Genomic DNA, 20,575 nt, shown 5'->3' with positions numbered 1-20,575 from the left:
TGCACTATCAAATGAAAATAAGGGGATATGAGCATGACAATCAATATTACTGCTGAACCTATTCGTATTGTTGAATATGATCCTTCTTACGCTGGAGCGCTCGCTGATATGTGGAACCGCAGCAACGAAAATTGGGGCGGGGGCACCAATCTAAGAACAGAGGACAGCATTCGCCGGAAAATGGAGATTTCGTCCAATCTGCATGCTTTTCTTGCCGTCGATGGCGAGGAGGTTGTGGGTTTCTGCAGCTTCGCCCATTACCAGCAAGATGAAGGCGCTTTGTATGTACCGCTGCTGAATGTGAGGCCCGATTATCACGGACGTAAGGTCGGCCGCAATTTGATATTGAACGCTGTCCGCAAGACCGTCGAAGCGGGCTGGCCACGGCTCGATCTGTTCACCTGGGCGGGCAATACCAAGGCCGTGCCCATGTATAAGAAATGTGGGTTCTTCTGGGAAAAAAATGATGATTACGTTCACTTGATGAACTTCATTCCGACGATATTACAAACGGAAGCGCTCACACCGTATTTCGAGGAGCTTGACTGGTACGCAGACAGCACCCGTGAACTTGTGATCGAACCGGATGGCCGCCATAAGCACGGCTTCGATTTCCTGGACTATACGTGGCGTAAGGGAGAACTGGCCTTGCGGGCAGAATTTGAGACGACGGGCCGCGGGCTGACCGCTCTGGATACGCCAGAATATGCGATCTCAACAGAGATCGAAGAGCATAACCTCGTATTTGGTTCTGCTTACAAGGTCCGCTACCGAATCGAAAACCGCTTGGCAACCGAGCTTTCAATAGAAATCAAGGGGCATAACGATAAGAATATCCGGTTTGCCCTGGATATCGCCCGAACGATCGCTCCGGGAGAAGCAGTAATCGTGGAGGGGGATTTCCAGCTCGACCCGATCCTGGAGGAGCAGAATAACAAGAAGACCCATCCTGTTGTCATGAGCACCTGGATCATCGGTGGCAGACAGGCCAAGTTCTGTATAGGTATCACTCCGAAATTTCCGGTCAAGATGCAGATGGTACTGCCAGCCAAAGAACTGCATCCGGGTATTCCGGCCGAGCTATATCTGAATGTGGAGAACAATTTCACCTCACAAGCGGAGTTCACGTTTGACTGGCCTGAGGATAAAATCGTGGAGTGGGCTGAACGTTCGGTCCGCATCACCATACCGGCTAAAGGCAAAACCTCTATTCGGGTACCCTTCACCTTGCAATCATACGGTCTTTACTCTCACGAAGTTCAGGTAACGGCGGTTCCGGTAAACGGCAAGCTAGTTATCTTTACAAGCAAGCTGTCCGTACTTATGAAGGGAACAGAGGGGCGTTACGGAGGACAGAACGGGGAGCAATGGGTCGCTGTGAACGGTGCTTTTTCGGTTCACCTTCACAAGCTAAGTAATAACATGTGGATCGAATATCCAGACTCCCGCCACAACTTTTGGTGGAACTATCCCAAGCTTGGAAAACCGTTTGCGGAAGAATTCTCGAAGAAGCAAGCTACAGAAGTGAAGATCTATCCGGAAGGAGAGAGTCAGGTTCTGGAAGCCTTGTACGAGTCGGAGAACTTTTCTGGTCTGCAACTGAAATCAGTAACCAAGCTGTTTGCAAGCGGGATCGCCGAATTTCATTATGAAGTAATGAATAGCAGCAGTATTGAGCTGGAGGAGAACGTATATTTGCTGACGAACTTCGGTTTCTTCGGCAATCGGCTCATTCTGCCGTATCAGGGCCGTTATGTTGATATGGGCGAGGCGTACTCTGGCAGTCCGGATCGCTGGGATAGTGCTCAGATCACGGAGAACTGGCTGTTCAACAAGGAAGAGAACGTGGCTTGTGGAATCTGCTGGGACCCTTCCTTGAAGCTGCTACGCTCGGAATATCCGCTCGGACTAGAGCATGATCTCGGTCGAATCGCTCCTGGAGCAGCAGTGAAGACGAAGCCGACGATATTTGCTCTGAACACCTTCGCTAACTGGTCGGATTTCCGTTCCTTCGCCCGTAAATGTCCGGCCCCGGTTGTACCTGTGCTGGATAATCATCTGGAAATTGTGCTTGGAGGCGGCAATCCGTTCAAGTCTCCGGTACTTCATGCGGAGCTGATCGAACGAAAGCTGCTTCCGCTTGCCGGGGAACTCGAGCTATATGTCCAATGTGATGGGGAAGAAGATCAAAGAATCGCGAATGTTGTGCTTCGCCCAGAGCAGAACCTGCATTCTGCAAATGTGGAATTCTCTCCTGAGGACAAGAGGATTCAGGGAACCGGAGAATCCACTTGGAAAGTGCGTGCCGTCTATCGAGGTGAGGATCGGATTCAGGAACGCTCTGCAGTGTGGTTCCCTCAGACGGATGCGAGTGTCAGACGTGAAATTCAGGAGGGGACGGCCGGGACAATATATTCAGTGAGCAACGGTGTCCTCTCTATTGCGGCTGACCCCGGATTCGGCAGTGTTGTGCATTCCTTGAAGCACCAGGGTGAAGAATGGCTGGATAGCTCGTATCCGGTACCGGTTCCGCGTTCCTGGTGGAATCCCTGGTATGGCGGTCTAGGCGTACATATTCCCGGAATGAATGGCTTTAGCCGGCAGCAGGAGCCAAGGCATGCGGCATGGGCGGAATGTACGGATGATCAAGGCAACGTCTGGACAGGAATGAGTCTAACCACCCGGATCGAGCAGCATAAAATGTATCGGGGAATGTCGATCAAGCAGTTTTACCTCATGCTGCCAGGTGCTCCAGTCCTCTGTATGCTGCATTCGGTCACCAATGAGAGTGGTATGATGCTGCCAGAGTATAAGCTGCAAGAGTCTCATTTCTTCCGGCCTTCACCATCGTTCAACGAAGGCTGGATCGATGTTCCCGGAGAAGGACGATTCCTTACCGGGAACCTGGAAGCTGAGCTACACGCCAAGGGGCTGCTGCGGATTGGCGTTGTTACCCGCCTCAATATGCTGCATGCAGTGAATAACTATCCTAATCAAACCGCCTCAGCTTATGTGAACAACAAAGTAATCGAATATGGCACGGAACATCAGCTTGCTCTTTTGAACGGGGAGACTGCCATGACACAGCCGACCTTTCTGATCCTGGGAGGAATCGAGCTGAATTCAAGGGATATCCAGAGCCTGCTTAAGCTGAAGTTCGCCAGCCCGGCCGCAGATAAGGAGACCTTACATGCCGATCATTGATATTCATATCCACCTCTCCAATATCGAGAGCTTTCATCAGACAGCAGCGGATCTGTCCAAAGTTGATTACACTACCGCAGGCCTAAAGGCGGAGTTTGACAAGAACGATGTCATTCTTGGTATTGGAATGGGTGTGACTGAGCAGACCAAGGGAGCTTTTCCCGATTCCAACTCACCTAACCCGATGGGCCTTGATCTGGAAGAGAGCGTCCCGCCATTTCTGATGGAATGCGTCGGCATCAATCCGAATCTGCTCACCGGGAAGCAAGCCTGGCAGGAGCTGGACCGGATCGAAGCACGGCTGCAAGCGCCGGAGGTGGCGGGGATCAAGTTGTATGCCGGGTATTACCATCATTATGTCTACGACAACATCTACACACCCGTGTATGAACTCGCTGCGAGGTACGGCGTTCCTGTGGTCATTCATACCGGTGATACCTATTCGATGAATGGATTGCTGAAGTATTCGCATCCGCTTACCGTAGATGAATTAGCCTATCAGCAGCGCGGGGTGAACTTCATGATCTGCCATTTGGGTGATCCCTGGGTCATGGACGCTGCCGAAGTGGTGGCCAAGAACCCGAATGTTTATGCTGATTTGTCTGGTCTTGTCGTCGGTGACCGGCCTCATTTTGACCGGTTCATGAATGAACCGCTATTCATGGACCATTTCCGCAGGGCGTTGGTGTACTCGGATCACTACGAGAAAATGCTCTTCGGAACCGACTGGCCGCTCGCACCGATCGGCTTGTATGCTGAGTTCGTCCGTCGACTTGTACCCGAGCAGCACCATGAGAAGGTGTTTTATCAGAATGCCATGGGGCTGTTCCCGCGCATTCAGCGGCGTATAGCGGAGCTGTGAAATTGCAATTTTTTAAAACCTGTCTGGAGTTGTGCCGCTTTAGCCTTTATAATATGACAAGAGTACAGTATAAAGGAAAAGGTGTTTATTACATGAGCATATTAAATGTAGAAAAGCTGAGTCACGGATTTGGCGACCGCGCGATTTTCACCGATGTATCATTCCGTCTGCTAAAGGGCGAACATATCGGACTGATCGGCGCCAACGGTGAAGGTAAATCCACCTTCATGAACATCATCACAGGCAAGCTTCAGCCGGACGAAGGTAAAGTCGAATGGGCAAAACGTATGCGGGCCGGTTATCTGGACCAGCACGCCGTACTGACGAAGGGACAATCGATTCGCGATGTTTTGCGGGGTGCCTTTCAATATCTCTTTGACATGGAACAAGAGATGAATGACATGTATGGCAGAATGGGCGAGGTGTCTCCTGAGGAACTGGAGCAGATGCTGGAGGATGTCGGAACGATTCAGGACACACTGACAAGCCAGGATTTCTATATGATCGATGCCAAAGTGGATGAAACTGCCCGCGGGTTGGGACTGACGGATATCGGTCTGGATAAGGACGTTCATGATCTCAGCGGTGGTCAGCGGACCAAGGTCCTGCTGGCCAAGCTGCTGCTGGAGAAGCCGGACATTCTACTGCTGGACGAACCTACGAACTATCTCGACGAGCAGCACATTGTATGGCTGAAGCGGTATTTGCAGGAATACGAGAATGCTTTCATTTTGATTTCGCATGACATTCCGTTCCTGAACAGTGTCATCAACCTGATCTATCATATGGAGAATCAGTCGCTGACGCGTTATGTGGGCGATTACGAGTACTTCCAGCAGGTGTATGAGGCGAAGAAATCGCAGCTTGAATCTGCGTTTAAACGCCAGCAGCAGGAGATCGCGGATCTGAAGGACTTCGTTGCCCGGAACAAAGCCAGTGTGGCTACACGTAATATGGCGATGTCCCGGCAGAAAAAGCTGGATAAGATGGACGTTATCGAACTCGCCAGAGAAAAACCGAAACCGCAGTTCAACTTCAAGGATGCGCGCACTTCCGGCAAGCTTATTTTCGAAACCAAGGAGCTCGTGATCGGATACGATTCTCCGTTGTCGAGACCCCTGAATCTCCAAATGGAACGCGGACAAAAAATTGCGCTCGTCGGCGCGAACGGTATCGGTAAAACGACATTGCTGCGCAGCATTCTCGGCCAGATCCCGGCAATTTCAGGTTCGGCCAGACTCGGCGATCTGCTGGAAATCGGCTATTTCGAGCAGGAGATCAAGGGAACGAACTACAACACCTGTATTGAAGAGATTTGGACAGAGTTCCCGTCCTACACTCAGTTTGAAATACGGGCGGCTCTTGCCAAATGCGGTCTGACGACCAATCATATCGAGAGCAAGATCGCGGTCTTAAGCGGTGGCGAGAAAGCCAAAGTCCGTTTGTGCAAGCTGATTAACCGCGAGACCAATCTGCTGGTGCTGGACGAACCAACCAACCATCTCGACGTAGATGCGAAGGACGAGCTGCAGCGTGCGCTCAAAGCCTATAAGGGCAGCATTTTGCTGATATCCCATGAACCCGAATTCTACCGCGATATCGTGACAGAAACGTGGAACTGCGAATCGTGGACGACAAAAGTATTTTAAACAACCTGCAGGAATGCGGGTCTGACCGGTGACCCGTAAGATGGAAGCTTTGAAAAAAGCGACCCTCTTGCGGGTCTTTTGTTTGGAAGTATAGGTGCCGTATATCCGAAATGCGGTCTTAGTCTGCATGAAATGCACTAATTATTGGGGTGCCTCACCCGCAGACCACTATGCTATAGTAGACGTCGAAAGATTGGCTGAAATCTATTGTCAGTCAGATATCACCATAAGGACGCAGGGGGATCATATGGAAGTACATAATCAGGCAACATCTGTGCAGCACTCCAAAAGAAGCGCGGTTAATATCATTATTGACGGCATCTCTGGAATCTTTCTTCCGATTGTTAATATTCTGAGTGCAGCAGGCATTATGAAAGGGTTATTGGCTGGCGCGGCGGCGCTGGAACTGATCAGTAAAACGGAAGGCACGTATACAGTGCTGAACGCGATGGCGGACAGTCTGTTCTACTATCTTCCCATTCTTCTGGCGTATACAGCAGCCCGAAAATTCGGGGCGAATCCATTTACCGCTGTTGTGGTCGCCGGGGTGTTGCTATACCCAAGTCTGACCACACAGTTTGCAGGCCATGAGACCATACAGTTTTTTGGCATGGGGATTACTTCTGTTAACTATCCGGCAAGTGCCATTCCCATAATTCTCGCAGTTGGCTTGCTGGTCTATGTCGAACGAATATGCATTAAAGTGTTACCAGAGATTATTCGTGAGTTTTTTACACCTTTGATCTCTATTGTTGTGGTATCGTCCGTGACGCTGCTGGTGTTTGGACCGATGGGCACACTTGCCGGGGATGCGCTCGCCAAAGGGTACAGCTTTGTATATAATCTCAGTCCGGTAGGAGCGGGAATGGTTCTGGGTGCAATCATTCAGCCGATGGTCATCTTCGGTCTGCACTGGAGTCTGGTGCCGCTCGCAATCAATAATATCAGTCTGAATGGTTCGGATACCCTTTTGGCTCTGATGGGCCCGGCCTCGTTCGCACAGGCAGGAGCGGCGCTCGCGGTATTCTTCAAAGCCAAAGATAAAAAGTTCAAAACCTTAAGCTTGTCCGCCTCCATTTCGGCCTTGTTCGGAGTCACCGAGCCCGCGATGTTCGGTGTGAATCTGCCCTTGCGCAAGCCGATGGTCATTGTCTGCTGTGCTGGGGCCGTTGGCGGCGGAATGGCCGGGATGTTCGGATCGTCCGCGATCTCCTTCGCTTTTGCGGGACTGCCGACTTTACCTGCTTACCTGGGCGACGGGTTCGGCGGTTTCCTGATCGCCTGTGCGACTGGATTTCTGATTGCTCTGATTGCAACGCTGCTGATAAGACTGGAAACTGAGCCTGGAATGGATGCAAAAGCAAAGTAAATGACAGAAGAAATAGGCTTCGTCGTCCGAGGGATCAGCTTGGATGCGGAGCCTGTTTATAATAGATTTAGAAGCTAGTTGATGAAAATGCCCCTTCATTCGGGATCGTTTACCGCTTTATGAATTTCAAATTCCCCGTGTTCCTTTAGCAGGACAGAGATATATTGTGGCTCTGCTTTCACATCTGACATAAACCATACTCTTCCTTGCTTCACCAAAATAATCAACCCATTCTCATCACCAACGGCTGTAAATGTTTCACTTTGGCCTCTCCAAGGAGAAAGATTATATTTCTCTCCAAAAAACGCTGCAGCAGATAATACATCTGGGACAGGTAAGCCAATTTCACTTACGTTTAAAAGACATTTACCAGAAAACTCAAGAGTTGAACTATTATTAAGATTATGACGGGCGATCAATTCCACTATATTTCCGTCGGGATCCTTAAAATAAATAGAGTGGGCGTTCCAATCCTCAAAGAAAATAATTAAATCCCCGTTGTCATCCAGCAATTCCACTCTATTTTTAAGCCAATTCATCGCATCTTCAATCTGGTTTTCTGGGATGTTGAATGCAATATGATATGGTGAATTATGATTACTTTGGTATTCATACTCCAATTCAGAACTCCCAACTGAGAGAGTAAATGATTGTGCATCATTACTGCTTATCGGGAGATTCAATACACCCGTGTAGAACTCAATCATCTGATTCAAATTACTGCAATAGAGTTTTAGTTTCTTAATCAAAATGGGTATCCCTCCGGTTTCATCCAACGAATATAGAGGATTAGATTTATTTTACAATGAGACGGACCTGAAAATGTGCAGCTTATCCTGAAATTCTGGGGTAGGAGTACTTAATGCCTTTCTCGAATAATTCTTGATAGAACGATTTAGAATGTTCTTCTATCATTTGATACATTGAGGTAAGTTGTCAATGAAATAAGAATAAATTCTAATTTGGACAAAGGAGATGCAGCATGCTACCATCACTCACATTTCTTAAACGTCAATTGGAGGGGGTTCTCCGCAATAAATTCGCGCAGGGGCATCAAACCTCGGGTTATTTAGCCAAGCTGGAACAGCTTCCTGCAAGCTATGATGCCTATCTGGAATTCGCTCATAGCTTGGCTGCTATTCCAATGAGGGACAATTGGACATACTATGAGCCGGATGATTTAGAAGAGATATGGCGGGAATGTGATCCGGCTCGACCTCTAGGCCAGGTCGGAATCCTGAATCTGAAGGACAGCTCCAAGCGGGTAGAGGCGGGATTCCTCGCTTCGGTCTGCGGCTCCATGCTGGGCAAACCGATCGAGGTAAACCCCAGCTTGGCGGAATTGCGTCAAGCGCTTACTTCCGTAGGGGAATGGCCACTGAACGATTACATTTCTGATGATATCCTCCATGCGTTGGATCGTCGTCATTGGTCCTGGTATGAGACGACTCGGGGGCGAATTCATTATGTAGCACCTGACGACGATATCAATTACACCTTAATGGGAATGCTTGTGCTGGAGCAATTCGGCGAGGGTTTTACGAAAAGAAATGTAAGGGATTTATGGATAAATCATCTTCCGATAAGTACAACTTGGGGTCCGGAGAGGTCCATCTTGCTTCAATCGGGGATTAGCTATTTGGAACATGACAGGGAGATATTCAATCACTCTGAAATAGAGGCTTGGCCCGATCTTTGGGTACAAGATACGGAACTATGCGGGGCAGCGATTCGTGCAGATGCTTACGGCTATGCCTGCCCCGGTCAACCCGCGCTTGCGGCTGAGCTAGCTTGGCGGGATGCAAGTTTTACACATCGCCGGACCGGTATCTACTCCACGATGTTCATTGCTGCTGCGATTGCTGTCGCACATGTGCTGCGCAATCCTGTCGAAATCATCAGTACTGCACTGCAATTCGTACCTAGAAGGAGCCGATTCTATGAGATTACTGAGGATTGCCTGACGATGGTAGCGAATGCAGATAACTGGCTGGAAGCCTATCAGAGCATTAACGATAAGTATGCGAATTATTCCCACTGTCAGGTTTATCAGGAAATAGGTACTTTAATAAATACATTTCGATTTGCAGAACATGTAGGTGACGGGATATGCAAGCAGGTAATGCAAGGCAATGATACGGACAGCTTTGGGGCAACAGCCGGCTCTCTGCTCGGGGTTTATTTTGGTTCTGATGGCTTAGAGTCAAGATGGCTTGAGCCTTTCCAGGACCGGATTCATACGGGGTTATCTAATTTTCATGAGCAAAAACTTTCCCGTTTGGCTGAGCGGATGGGGCGTTTGCCAGAACTGCTGCACACCGGCCAGCATCGAATTCAACCCAGCGAGCTCTATGTGAACGAGAACACGGATTTAGGCCTTTGAATTTGATTTCATCATAAAAATGTACGAGAAATCAGTTAATTCTCATTTTTGTCTAACATAACAGAAAGGGCTGGAGTAGGGTGAAACCCCGATCCAACCCTTTTTTCTTGCCTCCTTACGGCTCAATCCCCCATACAAGCTGACCGTTCATATACCCGGTAACCTGTTCATTGTTTACGAACTGACTGCTGGATGCCTCGAACGAGTAATCGTCAGCCTGGTTGTAATTGGACCAGTTGTTTTTGGAGAACCGTGCTTGAATCTCTGCGCTCTGGCCGGGATTAAGCGTTCCAGCCGAACTCGTAAAGCCAATTTCCAGAACATAATCAGCTCCGGCAACCGGAGTCGCCAGTTTAACGAATTTGCTGGTTACATTCGTACCCCCGATACTGGCCCAGTCACACCAGAAACTCTGCGCGTCTTCACCGTCAATCGTATAGTAATACCGGAGCTTGACATCACCAAGCTGAATTGCTGAATCGCCGGTATTGACTACTTTGAATTTGGGTGAAATTCCGGTGGTAGAAGCACTCGTATTGCCGTTAAAGCTCTGGATCGTCAAGTCTCCCGCGGGTACAGGAACACTGCTGTCCACTACATTTACAGTAAGAATGGCATTATTTCCTCCGTTGAAATGAAAGGTTATCGCGTTCTGGCCCAGCGGTAGCGTGGAAAGATAGGGTTTGCGCAGAACGACAGCAGTGCTTGATGATGTATAATCCTGGCCTGGTATAAGCGTATAATTTCCATTCGTTATACTTGCAAGCTGGAGTCCGTTTAAGGTAAGGGATAGGGAAATATCCTGCTGCAGATTTGCCGCTTTATCAAATGCCGCATTTACGGGCGAAATCGCAGCGCCCGGTGTGGAATCGACAATGTTGACTTTTAATACGGGATCTTGCCCTTGATTAAAATCAAAGATGATTGAATGCTCGCCAACCGGCAGCCCACCCAGGAAGGCTTTTTTTAGCAGCAGTGTACTTCCGCTCAAGGTATAATCCTGATTCACGGTCAATGCACTTCCACCTGCCCGGAGAGCGGTTAATGTTTTGCCGTTAGCATTCACGGTTATGGCTTTGTCGTTCTGAGACGGCCCATATTTGTCAAAATCAACGTTTGCAGGTGTAATAGACGCGCTTGGAGTGGGATCGTCCACCTTTAGATCGGGCAGCTCATCCAGCGTGATTACATAATTACTTTGATACAGTGTTTTCAGAGTAGCCGGATAATTAAAAGCGGTACTCATGAGATGCTCACCATACCACGGTAAGAAGTAGAGCCAGCCCGATTTTTCCTCGGTCAGGTTCTTCACACTAGGTACGGTATCATTCTCGGTCATCGCAACCATCTTCTTGCCACCGGTCAAGTCAACAAGCTTATAGAAAATCGAGGTAATGGCATCCTCATTGGGTACGCCGGACAAACCGTCATAGCGGTTGTAGACCGTATTGTATTTATCATAACCGACCATATCCACCTGATCATCGCCGGGATACCATGCGGGAGAGGTGCTATACACATAGCTGTTGTAGGTCCAGATCAAGTTGTGCAAGCCGTATGTCTCCGTAAGTTCGGTGTAGAGCAAATCCCACAGCTGTTTATACACGTCCGCGCCTGCCGAAGCCCACCAGAACCACGCGCCTTCGCCATTCAACCCGCCGTTGCCCTCTGCCTCATGAAAGGGACGGAAGATAACCGGCACCTTGTTATTCTGCAGAATCTGCAGCTGTTCCGCCAGATCCTGGATAGCCATCATTACGTATTGATATTCTTTGGTACCGGGAATGACCGCATTGGCTGTTTTAAAATTGGTTTCTGTCGGTTTGTAGGTGGCTTCCTTCCAATCCACGGCCTGTCCTAGCTGATAGCTGGTGAAATTACGCGGCACAGTGATATGCCAGCTGTTTGTTGCGATCCCTCCCCGGTTATTCACCCAATCGATCATCCGGGCGGTTGTGCCGTCCTCCCAGCCGTACAGCGGATTATAGTTCATTAGATCGAAGCCGCGGATGGCCGGATACTTTCCGGTTAGATTATGGATCCAATCGAACTCGAGCTCGGAGTTGCCGTCATTTCCACCTCCATAAATTTCTTGCTGGCCAGAGATCATATGTTTGCCGTAAACCTCTGTTAAATAATTCATCAAAGCGTGCGTTTCCGGTGTAGCCTTAGGGTCGGTAAGGACAGGCTGCACATCCAAAGGATCAAGAACAGCAACATCTACCGTAAAGGTGTCAAAATAAGCAAATCCCCAGCCAGCCTTTATTTGGATGGTGTTATTGCCTTGGTTCAGCTTTTGAAAGCCAAAATCGAAATTCGACCACGTAGTTGTATAGGGCAGCATATACGAACCTTTGGTAACGCCGTTAACACTTAAAGATTGAAGACGTCCGTCTGGACTGAGCTCCTGCATGTATCGGGTCCGGATCGAATACATGCCGGTTTCCGGGACCGCCACGGTAAAGGTTAGTGTACCGGAGTTCTGCATCCAGACAAATCCGTTTCCAGAGTACCCGGGCTTAGGTTGTCCATAAATTTGCGTCACCACTTGCAGGTCAGAGCTAAGTTGTGCGTTCTCACTTTCAATCGTGAATAATGCGGGGGGAGTGTTGGTGTCTGCATGAACGGGGGCTGCTGTCACCCATCCAAGCATTAGAGTCATTGCCAGCATCAGTGCACTTGCCTTTTTGAGCCAAGTTTTCATTGTCATCTTCCTTTCGATGTGGAATATGATGAATACCTGTTCAATCTACCGATTCATGATGGCGCTTTCATAGAAAACATAGCATATGTATCAATAAATGTAAATATATGGGTGTTAAAAGTTTTGGGTTAATCTACTCAATTTTTTCTACTAGATGATAAACACCGTTCCAAAAGTTTTCACTTCAAATACTATAACTTATCAAACGATGGGGAGTGATAGATATGAGTATAAGTCCACAATGTAAGAGGTTTGCCGAGATTTTTGGCGGTGAAGCACAAGTCGTAAACGGAGTATGTGTAGCCACAAAGTTACGTACAAATATTAAGGTGAAAATTTTAGGTAGACGTTCTAAGGGCCTATTCACACTTCCTTTTGGTATTTCCTACGAGAGTGTGGGGGCAGATGGCAGAGCGTTATGTCTTGGAGAATCAGTGATACTAACGAAGGAAATCAATCCGTTTATCTCCAGACTTCGAAAATCAGGAATAAAAGTAACAGCTCTTCATAACCATTGGTTATTCACAAATCCAAATATCTGGTATATCCATTGGGAGGCAATTCAGCGTCCGTTAGTTTTTGCTAAAAACGTGCGTGAAGCGTCCCGGGTATTGACGAACAAACCTGTCGGTCCATTTATTTGTAAACCTGCAAAAAAATAAGAGTGTAATAGTGACAAGACACTAGCTCTTGTTAGTGTCTTACATACTGATTAGAGCGTTGTATGGCAAATCGTACGGCTATTTTCAGAATAAAATAAATGTGTTGAGTATTCGTGACATTCGAATAATCAGGTGACAAATCAGGTGACAAAAATTTACATGAATAATTAAGTTTTGTACACTTGTTGTACTTATCATAGTTATATACTCGGAGTATAAATTTATTTGGAGGAAAGAATGATGACAAAAAATAGCATGAAAAAAGCCATGATTTTTTTGAGTTTCTCAATGGTTATAACAGCATTTTCCGGTCAAGCCTGGGCGGAGCAAGGTGCAAATAATTCAACACCTGCTTATGTAATGAGTTCAGATAGCAACAATCCTTATGAGGTTGCTGGCATAGACGATCCAGCAGAATTTACGGCTTATTTTTCCAAATTACAAAAAGCGGTTAAGGATAACAAACCTGCAGAAGTGGCAGATCTAATCTCCTATCCCATGAATTTGAACAAAGACAACAAACAGTATGTTATTTATAACAAGCAAGAATTTATTAAGAAATACGATCGCATCTTCACTTCTCTAGTACGTGACATTCTGCTAGCTCAAAAAGTCGACAACCTGTTTATGAACTATCAAGGAGTTATGGTTGGAGATGGAGATTTGTGGATGGGCGTACGAAACAATAAACTTGGAGTTATTGCGGTTAATATTACTAGCAATCCATTTGAGATAGCAGGCATCAAAAATCCAGTCGTATTTGAGCATAACTTCAGTTTGCTGCAGAAATACGTTAAAGCAGGAAAAAAATCTGACGTCGCCAATTTGATGGTGTACCCATTGAAAGTGAATAATAAGGGGAAAACCATAGAAATCAAAACCAAGAAAGATTTTATTGCAAAATATGACAAAATCATGACTGCTAAAGTCAAGAAGGCGTTATTAGCTCAAAAACTCGATAAAGTATTTATTAATTCGAAAGGTGTTATGATTGGCAACGGAGAGCTGTGGATGGGACAGTTCGGAGAGCAAGTTGGTGTGATTGCTATAAACCAGTAATTATTCATACGCTCTTAGAGGCTAGCATTAACAGGCAGACGCGATTTGAGTTACAATAAATAAAGGCCACCGCTTCATTCGCTTGCGTTGCTTAATTCTCTTACTCCAATCAGACCCTAGACAATAGCAATACTCGAAAACATAAAAGCGACTATGCTCCTTGCATGGTCGCTTTTATGTTTAACTTAGCAATACTTTACCCAAATCCCACAGAAAAGTGGTGACTGCATGTTATCAATTGTAGTTACTGAAGAACTACCTCATCATAAAATTGATCAATAAAGGGCAATTAAATTAGTACCAAGTATGGCTACTAACAATCTTGTTGAAATAAATTTAGTACCTTCCCATGTTAAAATATTTTCTACATACCCTAATGTATCCGAATTAGTAGTGCCGATAATTCGTTGAATCGCGAGTAAATCATAACTATTACTTTTTGGGTTTGTAACAATGGGATATAACGCACCTAAAGCAAGAACCTCTCCTTTTACGGGTTGTTTTAGTTTGCCATCTTCGTTGTAGTATTGTGATAAATATTCTACGCCCTTATAGCTAATGTCTATAGTGAATAGCACGTTTAATTGGGGATTCCCTATGCTTACCTTGTAAAAATCCTCATAATTTACATTGAATTTATATTCAGTATTGTATTTCTCAACATTAAACATTTCTTGTAGATGGTTATCCTTAAAGGAATACACATAGAATATGCCATATCCGCCGCTTCCTCCAGAGTCAATACTTATTAAAATATCCGCTACGCCATCTTTGGAGAAATCCCCCAGAAAAAGTCTGGCATTATATCCAGCATTGTATTGAAGATTTACCGTTGTAGTTATGTTAGAATGTCCATCTTGGATCGCAAGTGTGATTTGATCAGCAAAGTCTCCAGTTCCTTCTGGTTTATTGCCGAATAAATATATGTTATCAAGCGTTCTGTCCCCATTTACATCGGCTTGCTTTATATCCAGCAAAGTAATGTTTCTAGAAAGAGTCAAGTTACTATACCCTCGGTCTGGGTATATTTGGTTTGAATATTGGTGTGGAGTCCCAAAGTAAACCTTTTGCTTATATTGCGGATCATTGGATTCATAATACATATAGATAGGATTATTGTGTGCATATCCATTATCTAAATATAATTCAGCAGAAAGAGGTTGCAGTGAAGTGGCAGGCGGAATGTATTTCACGGTTAAGTTTTGTCGGTTCAAATCAGACATATATATTCCTCCATGATAATTGGGTTATAATCCATACATTCAGAACGAACGGCGCATATCCTGTGTTAGAAAAGAATGAGGAGGGGAAATCAATGGGATATCCTGATGTTTGTCACGGATTTACTTCTACGGCTGCAATTTTGGTTCTTTATATTTTGTTGGTAATCATTTTATCTGCTGGTTTCTTTGTTTAGTTACAAAGCCTATGAAGCGCATGAAGCATGAACAATAGCCTATATTGCTAGGCTTTTGTTCTTTTTTTGTAGCATGGCGAACAACAAGTTTATTTAGTTCCAATCACAAGAATAAATCCGATATATTCTGCATAACTGTCCATTATACTGTTGTACTTACTGATTACTTCCCAAATGGAGGGGTCAAGAAAGGAACCTTCATCAATTTGTTGATGAGCGTCAGGTTGCTCAAACAAATCCAGATTTGTTTTAGGAAACCGGTAGGGACCCTCTATCTTTGAACGATTAAATCCTATGATTTCTACTAAAGCTAACCACTCCTTAATGTCCCATAGCTTATCAAAATGGTAAAATTTAGTAATTTCTTGCTTGATTTCAGTAGACATGGGTTTTCGTTGGGTCATTTCTCTGTCAAAAAGTTGGCCTCCAGACCGCAAAACCCTGTAGTATTCCGAGAATGCCTTCCTTGTATCGGTGAAGATGGATACAGACTCGACAAGAATCACATCAAATGATTCGTTAGGAAAAGGCAGTGAAAGTGCGTCTCCTTCTAGGAATTTCAAGGTTACATTCTCTTTTTCAGCCCGCTTTTTTGCTTTTGCAATCATATCTGGGCGAATATCTATACCTACTACATCATGACCCTGAGCAGCTAAATAACAAGATGTTCTACCTGTGCCACAACCAATTTCAAGAATTCTGGAGCTAGTGGGTAGGGGATAATGTTCAAACTGCTTCAAGGTTGCAGAAAATCCCCCAGGATGAGCATTACCAACACCTAATTTGGACAGCATGTCGAAATATTCCATATATTAAATTTCCTTTCATCGAAGGTTTTACCCTATAATATGTAAGGAAATTTACTTTGCACCGCAGTGGAGGATTTTATTGACTAAAACATGGTGAGTATAGAAAATCCCCGTATCTTTTGCAGCATGCCCACAATCCCGTAGACTGGTATCCATGGGGAGAAGAGGCTTTTGCCAAAGCACAGTCTGAAAACAAGCCGATCCTCCTGTCGTTCGGCTATTCAACATGTCATATTTGAACAGCCTTGGGGACAAAGAGTAGTTAGAGTATATGAGCCAGATAAATATATTATAGAATTAGGCGAACCGATGAATGTGGTAATCAAGAGATACTATGTGACTGGTATGACATTGGAGGAGGTAGCGGAGAGGTCTTCAACACCTATTAGTATTGTTAACAAGCCGATTTTCCATTCAGTCAGCGATGAGATGTTCGAGTAAATCATTATTAAAGTGAAGTGATCTTCACAATCAATCAGGCATTCGGTGAGATGTGGTGGCAGTAACATAAAACAAGCTCCTATGGTTCGTCACAAGAGCTTGTTTCTGCTACGGATTATTCTTTTTTTACAGGATAACGCTTGGAGTTGTCTGTCTGACCTAGAATATAGTCGATGCTTACTTTATGGAAATTGGCTAGAGTAATTAAAACAGCACTCGGGACATCCAAATTTCCATTCTCATAGCGGGAATAAGTGGCTTGTGTGATATGTAAAAGCTCAGCCATTTGTTGTTGTGTCAGGTCTTTGTCTTCGCGTAAGTCACGGATTCTCTTATACAATGCTCATCACCCAAGCCAAGTTTACTTTATGCGAAAATTGCATATTGATATTTATGCGGTTTTCGCATAAAATTTATGCATGGAAAGATTGTTAGTCTGCGAAAGGAGGCCTAATGAATCATTTTGGAGGATTTTTATTATGGCAGGTTGCGCCCGAATGAGTTGGTTAAGCCAAGCGATCCGGAGTTCCAGAAGATCAATCAGAAAATCACCGAATCCTTACAAATGCTCAAAGAACAATTTTCCGAAGAGGAATTTGAGCAAGTCGAAAAGCTGTTCGATCTACAAAGTGATTCGAACTCTTTGCAATCAGCATTATCGTTTATCCAAGGCTATAGAATGGGGGCATTGATGATGATTGAAGTATTTAAAGGAGACAGCGAATCTGTGAAATAAAGGTGAATAATGATCGTAGCAGAACCGGGGCGGATCAGATACGCTTCGGTCTTATTATTTTAAGCGAATGAGTTTTGATAAGTTCCAACGATTGTATTACGATCAATTATATGGTGGTGAGTAAATGAAGGAGTGGAAATATTCCACAACAGATGATTACTTTGACTCGCTGGATTTTCATGATGCTGTGGTCGGGAAAATTGAGGTAAACGAAAATCAAATAATAGTTGAAATTGAATCAATCAACATTCTGCCGCAACATCCGCTTAACCCATTTGATGTTGCAAAATACACAGATAACTGTCGATTGGTTTTTTCACAACCCTTATCAAGTGAAGCAAAGTTATTTTTGGAGGGCAACACTCAACATCAAATAGAATGTACTGATTTCAGGGAGTTGGAAATTCTGAAGTTTGACCGTAAGGAACATTCCGAATATAAAATGTATGAAGTATTTGGTTCAGACCATGGGTTCTGTGAGTGGAAAGTAGCAGCAAAAGGATTTGTCCTATATTGGAATGATTTCGTGGCTGATGCTTGGTTTGTTAATTGGGGAAAAGATACATAAACATAGATATTGTTTACCCACGGAGTGGATTCATTTGAATCGGAGAAACTTTATGTACGCTTTTATCTGTTCTGATACATTGCACTCGAAATGCATTAGAACAGTGGTGCTTGAGGAATATTTGTTGTCCGACTTAAAGTTTAATAAGGAAAGCAATTTGAAATTTTTTAAGGAGATAGGTGGAGAGGTCATTAGAATTAACTGTATATCTGCTAACTCGCAAGGAAACTATGCGTATGTTTCGCTTGAAGGGGTCGAGGAAATTAATTTAATTGCTGTCCCTTGGAAAGTCACAGGGGATTCAGAAAAAGTAGTAATTGACATGCTAATGATATAACCAAACAGTTTTCATGGATGATGGATGAAAATCGAACTAAGCTACAAATGACAAAGAAGCCACTCCATTGTCAGGAGTGGCTTTGTCTTTATAAACTGATGTATATTTGTGGTCAAACTGTACTTTGCGCTTAGATTCATTACGGTGAACCGCATCATAAAGAGTGTGAAGTCGCTGAACTAACGGGAAACTTTAGTTTTTTATAAATCAAAAAACTGTTTGAGAACAACACCTTCAGTTCAACCCAATTTAAGGAACCACAAGCCCAATAGATTAATCGCTGAGAAATCACCGTATTTGCTCCAACATGCACATAATCCAGTCAACTGGTATGCGTGGAGTGAAGAAGTGTTTGATACCGCGAGACGAGAAAATAAACCTATTTCTTATCTGTTGGACATTCGTAGTAAAGCTTAAGTCAACCTGTCATTGGTGAGATGTTTGCGTGAATCAATTATTGTAGAACCTCTTGCAGCATATGCTGGTGGAACCTGATATAAACAAGCCGGAGGCGCATGTTGGGCAGCACTCCAGCTTGTTTTTATTTGTTGAGTTTCATCCTGCTCGTAAGTAAGATAAATTCACTCTTGCTATTAGTCGTAATTAAAGATACATTATTAATTAAATAAATGGTCATTTAATTAATAGAAGTTTTGTTTAAAGAGAGGAGAATATATTTGGCCAGACCCGTCAATGAAGAAAAAAGACAGGAGCGGCGTAAACGTATCCTAAAAGAAGCTGTAGTCCTGTTTGCAGAAAGTGGATATTCAAATACCACAACGGCTATCATTGCCCAGAGTGTGGGAGTGACCCCCGGAACCATTTTTCAATATTTTCCTAGTAAAGAAGCTTTATTCTACGCCGCTGTCCTGGAGCCGCTTGCTGATATTCAGTTGAAATCACTTGCTTGTCTACAACAAGAGGGGATGCCGGGCGCATTGATTAAGAACATGGTGGAAGAACAATTCAACCATATCTACTTCTATACAAATGAATTGCGGCTTGTTCAATCTGTTTTAGGACAACGAATAAGATTCCCTGAACTTACACAGAAGGTCCTTGAAAGTATAAAGGTAATGACAGATGCGATCGAATGTATCTATGCCAGGGGACAGTTAATAGGAGAATTCAACAAAAGCTTTTCTCCAGCAATGATCTCTCGTGCCTATATCTCTTTCTTAAATGGAGTGGCCTTAACTCTTGGAGATAGTATTATTCATCATCCCGAGTGGGAAAATTTGAAGGGGCATGCCTTTTACTTGTTCGCACCCATACAACCTAAAGAAAAACTGGAGGAGTCTGAATGAGTCAAACATCATTACAACCCGATCTGACATATAATGTTCGTGTGAAAAAACGGAAGAAAATTTTTTGGAGCCTAGGGATCGTGCTTTTGCTTGTGATGGCTCTTGTATTTTTTATATCTTATAAAGTAGTAGACACCTTGTTGCACCATCCTAGAGACACTAATGTCAGCTACGGATTGAATATCGATAAAACTCCCTACGAAGAGGTTGAGTTCAATAGTTTGAAAAATGATAATACAATTAGAGGTTCCTTCTTTCCTGCAAGTGGTCTTTCTGGTAAAGAACGTAATAAGACGATTATTGTCGTCCATGGATATACGAGCAATCGTTTAGTCAAAGGGCGGACCCAAAAGTTAGTAGAGCATTTCGTGCCGAAAGGCTACAATGTATTGGCATTTGACCTCAGCTCACAAGGTAAATCCGATGGTGATTTGATTACCCTGGGCCTCAATGAAAAATACGATTTGCTGGGAGCGGTGAGCTACTTAAAATCCAGAGACCATACGGGTGATAACATTGGAGTGATCGGCTTTTCAATGGGTGCTGCTACTTCTTTACTGGCCGCAAGTGAAAGTGATGACATCAAAGCCGTAATTGCAGATAGTCCTTTTCGTAATGCCGGTCTATTTCTGAGAGAGGGTTTGCCCTTCTTTTCAGGTTTACCTGCGTTTCCCTTCAGTTATACATCGACATGGATGGCAAATTGGGCCTTTAAGGTTGATCTTGATTCCATATCTCCTATGGATGCGGTGAAAAAGATACAAGACAAGCCAGTTATGCTCATTCATGGTACTGGAGATCAGCAAATTAGTTATAAAAATACAGAAATTATCTACGAGTCCTTAAAAAATAACCCAAGTGCAGAAGTATGGTACCCGCAAAATACGGAGCATATCGATGCTCTCAACCACTACCCGACTGAATATTTCCAAAGGGTAGACCGCTTTATGGATGAGTATGTAGGAAAATAATTTCAGCCCAAGAGAGCTTTTAAATGAATATACAGAGCATGGTGATAAGATCGGACACTAACACTTCTGTTAGTGTCTTTTTCATTCCCATTGGATA

General features: G+C 44.6%; 17 protein-coding genes and 2 pseudogenes. 14 read left to right on the top strand and 5 right to left on the bottom strand.

The window, feature by feature from the left end; translation table 11 throughout:
- Positions 1-33: 33 nt before the first annotated feature.
- The 4 genes from ACTJKB_RS03715 (at position 34) to ACTJKB_RS03700 (ending at position 7,084) form a co-directional block, all read left to right on the top strand.
- Positions 34-3,204 (top strand): N-acetyltransferase family protein, encoded by a 3,171-nt coding sequence (locus tag ACTJKB_RS03715; RefSeq protein WP_440831856.1) that lies wholly within the window; start codon positions 34-36, stop codon positions 3,202-3,204.
- On the top strand, positions 3,191-4,066 hold the full coding sequence (locus tag ACTJKB_RS03710; RefSeq protein WP_440831855.1) for an amidohydrolase family protein: 876 nt from the start codon (positions 3,191-3,193) through the stop codon (positions 4,064-4,066). Before ACTJKB_RS03715 ends, ACTJKB_RS03710 begins: the two co-directional genes overlap by 14 nt.
- Before the next feature lie 92 nt (positions 4,067-4,158).
- A complete protein-coding gene (locus ACTJKB_RS03705; RefSeq protein ID WP_074087970.1) occupies positions 4,159-5,715 on the top strand; it encodes an ABC-F family ATP-binding cassette domain-containing protein in 1,557 nt (518 codons plus the stop codon).
- A 247-nt stretch (positions 5,716-5,962) separates the two neighbouring features.
- Positions 5,963-7,084, top strand: a complete 1,122-nt coding sequence (locus ACTJKB_RS03700) for a PTS transporter subunit EIIC (protein ID WP_440831854.1) — start codon at positions 5,963-5,965, stop codon at positions 7,082-7,084.
- A gap of 95 nt (positions 7,085-7,179) precedes the next feature.
- Here the strand turns inward: ACTJKB_RS03700 and ACTJKB_RS03695 are convergent, their stop codons facing one another.
- The gene (locus ACTJKB_RS03695) at positions 7,180-7,833 is read right to left on the bottom strand and encodes a VOC family protein (protein WP_440831853.1); all 654 of its coding nucleotides are present in this window, start codon (positions 7,831-7,833) and stop codon (positions 7,180-7,182) included.
- Between the two features lie 233 nt (positions 7,834-8,066).
- On the opposite strand from ACTJKB_RS03695, the gene ACTJKB_RS03690 reads away from it, so the two are divergent.
- Positions 8,067-9,467 (top strand): ADP-ribosylglycohydrolase family protein, encoded by a 1,401-nt coding sequence (locus ACTJKB_RS03690; protein ID WP_440831852.1) that lies wholly within the window; start codon positions 8,067-8,069, stop codon positions 9,465-9,467.
- 115 nt (positions 9,468-9,582) lie between these two features.
- On the opposite strand, the gene ACTJKB_RS03685 is transcribed toward ACTJKB_RS03690, so the two are convergent.
- A complete protein-coding gene (locus ACTJKB_RS03685; protein ID WP_440831851.1) occupies positions 9,583-12,171 on the bottom strand; it encodes a glycosyl hydrolase in 2,589 nt (862 codons plus the stop codon).
- Between the two features lie 224 nt (positions 12,172-12,395).
- Here ACTJKB_RS03685 and ACTJKB_RS03680 point away from each other — a divergent pair, with 224 nt between their 5' ends.
- Together ACTJKB_RS03680 and ACTJKB_RS03675 are read left to right on the top strand one after the other, a co-directional pair.
- Positions 12,396-12,833, top strand: coding sequence for a DUF1259 domain-containing protein (locus ACTJKB_RS03680; RefSeq protein WP_440831850.1), 438 nt, complete (start codon positions 12,396-12,398; stop codon positions 12,831-12,833).
- Between the two features lie 240 nt (positions 12,834-13,073).
- Entirely contained in the window at positions 13,074-13,892 is an 819-nt protein-coding gene (locus ACTJKB_RS03675; RefSeq protein ID WP_440831849.1) for a hypothetical protein, read from the top strand.
- A 275-nt stretch (positions 13,893-14,167) separates the two neighbouring features.
- On the opposite strand, the gene ACTJKB_RS03670 is transcribed toward ACTJKB_RS03675, so the two are convergent.
- Positions 14,168-15,115, bottom strand: coding sequence for a VCBS repeat-containing protein (locus tag ACTJKB_RS03670; protein ID WP_440831848.1), 948 nt, complete (start codon positions 15,113-15,115; stop codon positions 14,168-14,170).
- A 283-nt stretch (positions 15,116-15,398) separates the two neighbouring features.
- A complete protein-coding gene (locus tag ACTJKB_RS03665) occupies positions 15,399-16,118 on the bottom strand; it encodes a class I SAM-dependent methyltransferase (RefSeq protein WP_440831847.1) in 720 nt (239 codons plus the stop codon).
- Between the two features lie 104 nt (positions 16,119-16,222).
- Here ACTJKB_RS03665 and ACTJKB_RS03660 point away from each other — a divergent pair.
- Both ACTJKB_RS03660 and ACTJKB_RS03655 read left to right on the top strand, forming a co-directional pair.
- Positions 16,223-16,351: pseudogene (locus ACTJKB_RS03660) on the top strand (DUF255 domain-containing protein); the annotation flags it as partial.
- The gene (locus ACTJKB_RS03655) at positions 16,290-16,559 is read left to right on the top strand and encodes a hypothetical protein (RefSeq protein ID WP_440831846.1); all 270 of its coding nucleotides are present in this window, start codon (positions 16,290-16,292) and stop codon (positions 16,557-16,559) included. The pseudogene ACTJKB_RS03660 and the gene ACTJKB_RS03655, both read left to right, overlap by 62 nt.
- A gap of 115 nt (positions 16,560-16,674) precedes the next feature.
- Here ACTJKB_RS03655 and ACTJKB_RS03650 read toward each other — a convergent pair whose 3' ends face one another.
- The gene (locus ACTJKB_RS03650; protein WP_440831845.1) at positions 16,675-16,899 is read right to left on the bottom strand and encodes a helix-turn-helix domain-containing protein; all 225 of its coding nucleotides are present in this window, start codon (positions 16,897-16,899) and stop codon (positions 16,675-16,677) included.
- 123 nt (positions 16,900-17,022) lie between these two features.
- On the opposite strand from ACTJKB_RS03650, the gene ACTJKB_RS03645 reads away from it, so the two are divergent.
- The 5 genes and pseudogenes from ACTJKB_RS03645 (at position 17,023) to ACTJKB_RS03625 (ending at position 20,478) form a co-directional block, all read left to right on the top strand.
- Positions 17,023-17,295: a DUF6809 family protein gene (locus tag ACTJKB_RS03645; RefSeq protein ID WP_440831844.1), complete on the top strand. Its 273-nt coding sequence runs from the start codon at positions 17,023-17,025 to the stop codon at positions 17,293-17,295.
- Positions 17,296-17,419: 124 nt separating this feature from the next.
- The gene (locus ACTJKB_RS03640) at positions 17,420-17,863 is read left to right on the top strand and encodes a hypothetical protein (RefSeq protein WP_440831843.1); all 444 of its coding nucleotides are present in this window, start codon (positions 17,420-17,422) and stop codon (positions 17,861-17,863) included.
- Positions 17,864-18,419: 556 nt separating this feature from the next.
- Positions 18,420-18,633: pseudogene (locus ACTJKB_RS03635) on the top strand (DUF255 domain-containing protein); the annotation flags it as partial.
- Positions 18,634-18,877: 244 nt separating this feature from the next.
- On the top strand, positions 18,878-19,507 hold the full coding sequence (locus tag ACTJKB_RS03630) for a TetR/AcrR family transcriptional regulator (protein WP_440831842.1): 630 nt from the start codon (positions 18,878-18,880) through the stop codon (positions 19,505-19,507).
- Positions 19,504-20,478 carry an alpha/beta hydrolase gene (locus ACTJKB_RS03625; protein WP_440831841.1) on the top strand — a complete coding sequence of 325 codons (975 nt, stop codon included), beginning with the start codon at positions 19,504-19,506 and terminating at the stop codon, positions 20,476-20,478. The genes ACTJKB_RS03630 and ACTJKB_RS03625 overlap by 4 nt, the downstream gene beginning before the upstream one ends.
- The last annotated feature ends 97 nt before the right edge of the window (positions 20,479-20,575 follow it).

The organism is Paenibacillus sp. 22594 (assembly GCF_052044425.1).
Classification (GTDB): Bacteria; Bacillota; Bacilli; order Paenibacillales; family Paenibacillaceae; genus Paenibacillus_AQ.
The sequence above is the reverse complement of the archived record's forward strand: the minus strand, read 5'-3'. Positions and strand labels throughout refer to the sequence as shown.

What these genes read in the sequence shown, in the direction of transcription:
- ACTJKB_RS03715 (WP_440831856.1), top strand. Translation starts at nt 34, where the DNA reads ATGACAATCAATATTACTGCTGAACCTATTCGTATTGTTGAATATGAT.
- ACTJKB_RS03710 (WP_440831855.1), top strand. Translation starts at nt 3,191, where the DNA reads ATGCCGATCATTGATATTCATATCCACCTCTCCAATATCGAGAGCTTT.
- ACTJKB_RS03705 (WP_074087970.1), top strand. Translation starts at nt 4,159, where the DNA reads ATGAGCATATTAAATGTAGAAAAGCTGAGTCACGGATTTGGCGACCGC.
- ACTJKB_RS03700 (WP_440831854.1), top strand. Translation starts at nt 5,963, where the DNA reads ATGGAAGTACATAATCAGGCAACATCTGTGCAGCACTCCAAAAGAAGC.
- ACTJKB_RS03690 (WP_440831852.1), top strand. Translation starts at nt 8,067, where the DNA reads ATGCTACCATCACTCACATTTCTTAAACGTCAATTGGAGGGGGTTCTC.
- ACTJKB_RS03685 (WP_440831851.1), bottom strand. Translation starts at nt 12,171, where the DNA reads ATGAAAACTTGGCTCAAAAAGGCAAGTGCACTGATGCTGGCAATGACT.
- ACTJKB_RS03680 (WP_440831850.1), top strand. Translation starts at nt 12,396, where the DNA reads ATGAGTATAAGTCCACAATGTAAGAGGTTTGCCGAGATTTTTGGCGGT.
- ACTJKB_RS03675 (WP_440831849.1), top strand. Translation starts at nt 13,074, where the DNA reads ATGACAAAAAATAGCATGAAAAAAGCCATGATTTTTTTGAGTTTCTCA.
- ACTJKB_RS03670 (WP_440831848.1), bottom strand. Translation starts at nt 15,115, where the DNA reads ATGTCTGATTTGAACCGACAAAACTTAACCGTGAAATACATTCCGCCT.
- ACTJKB_RS03665 (WP_440831847.1), bottom strand. Translation starts at nt 16,118, where the DNA reads ATGGAATATTTCGACATGCTGTCCAAATTAGGTGTTGGTAATGCTCAT.
- ACTJKB_RS03640 (WP_440831843.1), top strand. Translation starts at nt 17,420, where the DNA reads ATGAAGGAGTGGAAATATTCCACAACAGATGATTACTTTGACTCGCTG.
- ACTJKB_RS03625 (WP_440831841.1), top strand. Translation starts at nt 19,504, where the DNA reads ATGAGTCAAACATCATTACAACCCGATCTGACATATAATGTTCGTGTG.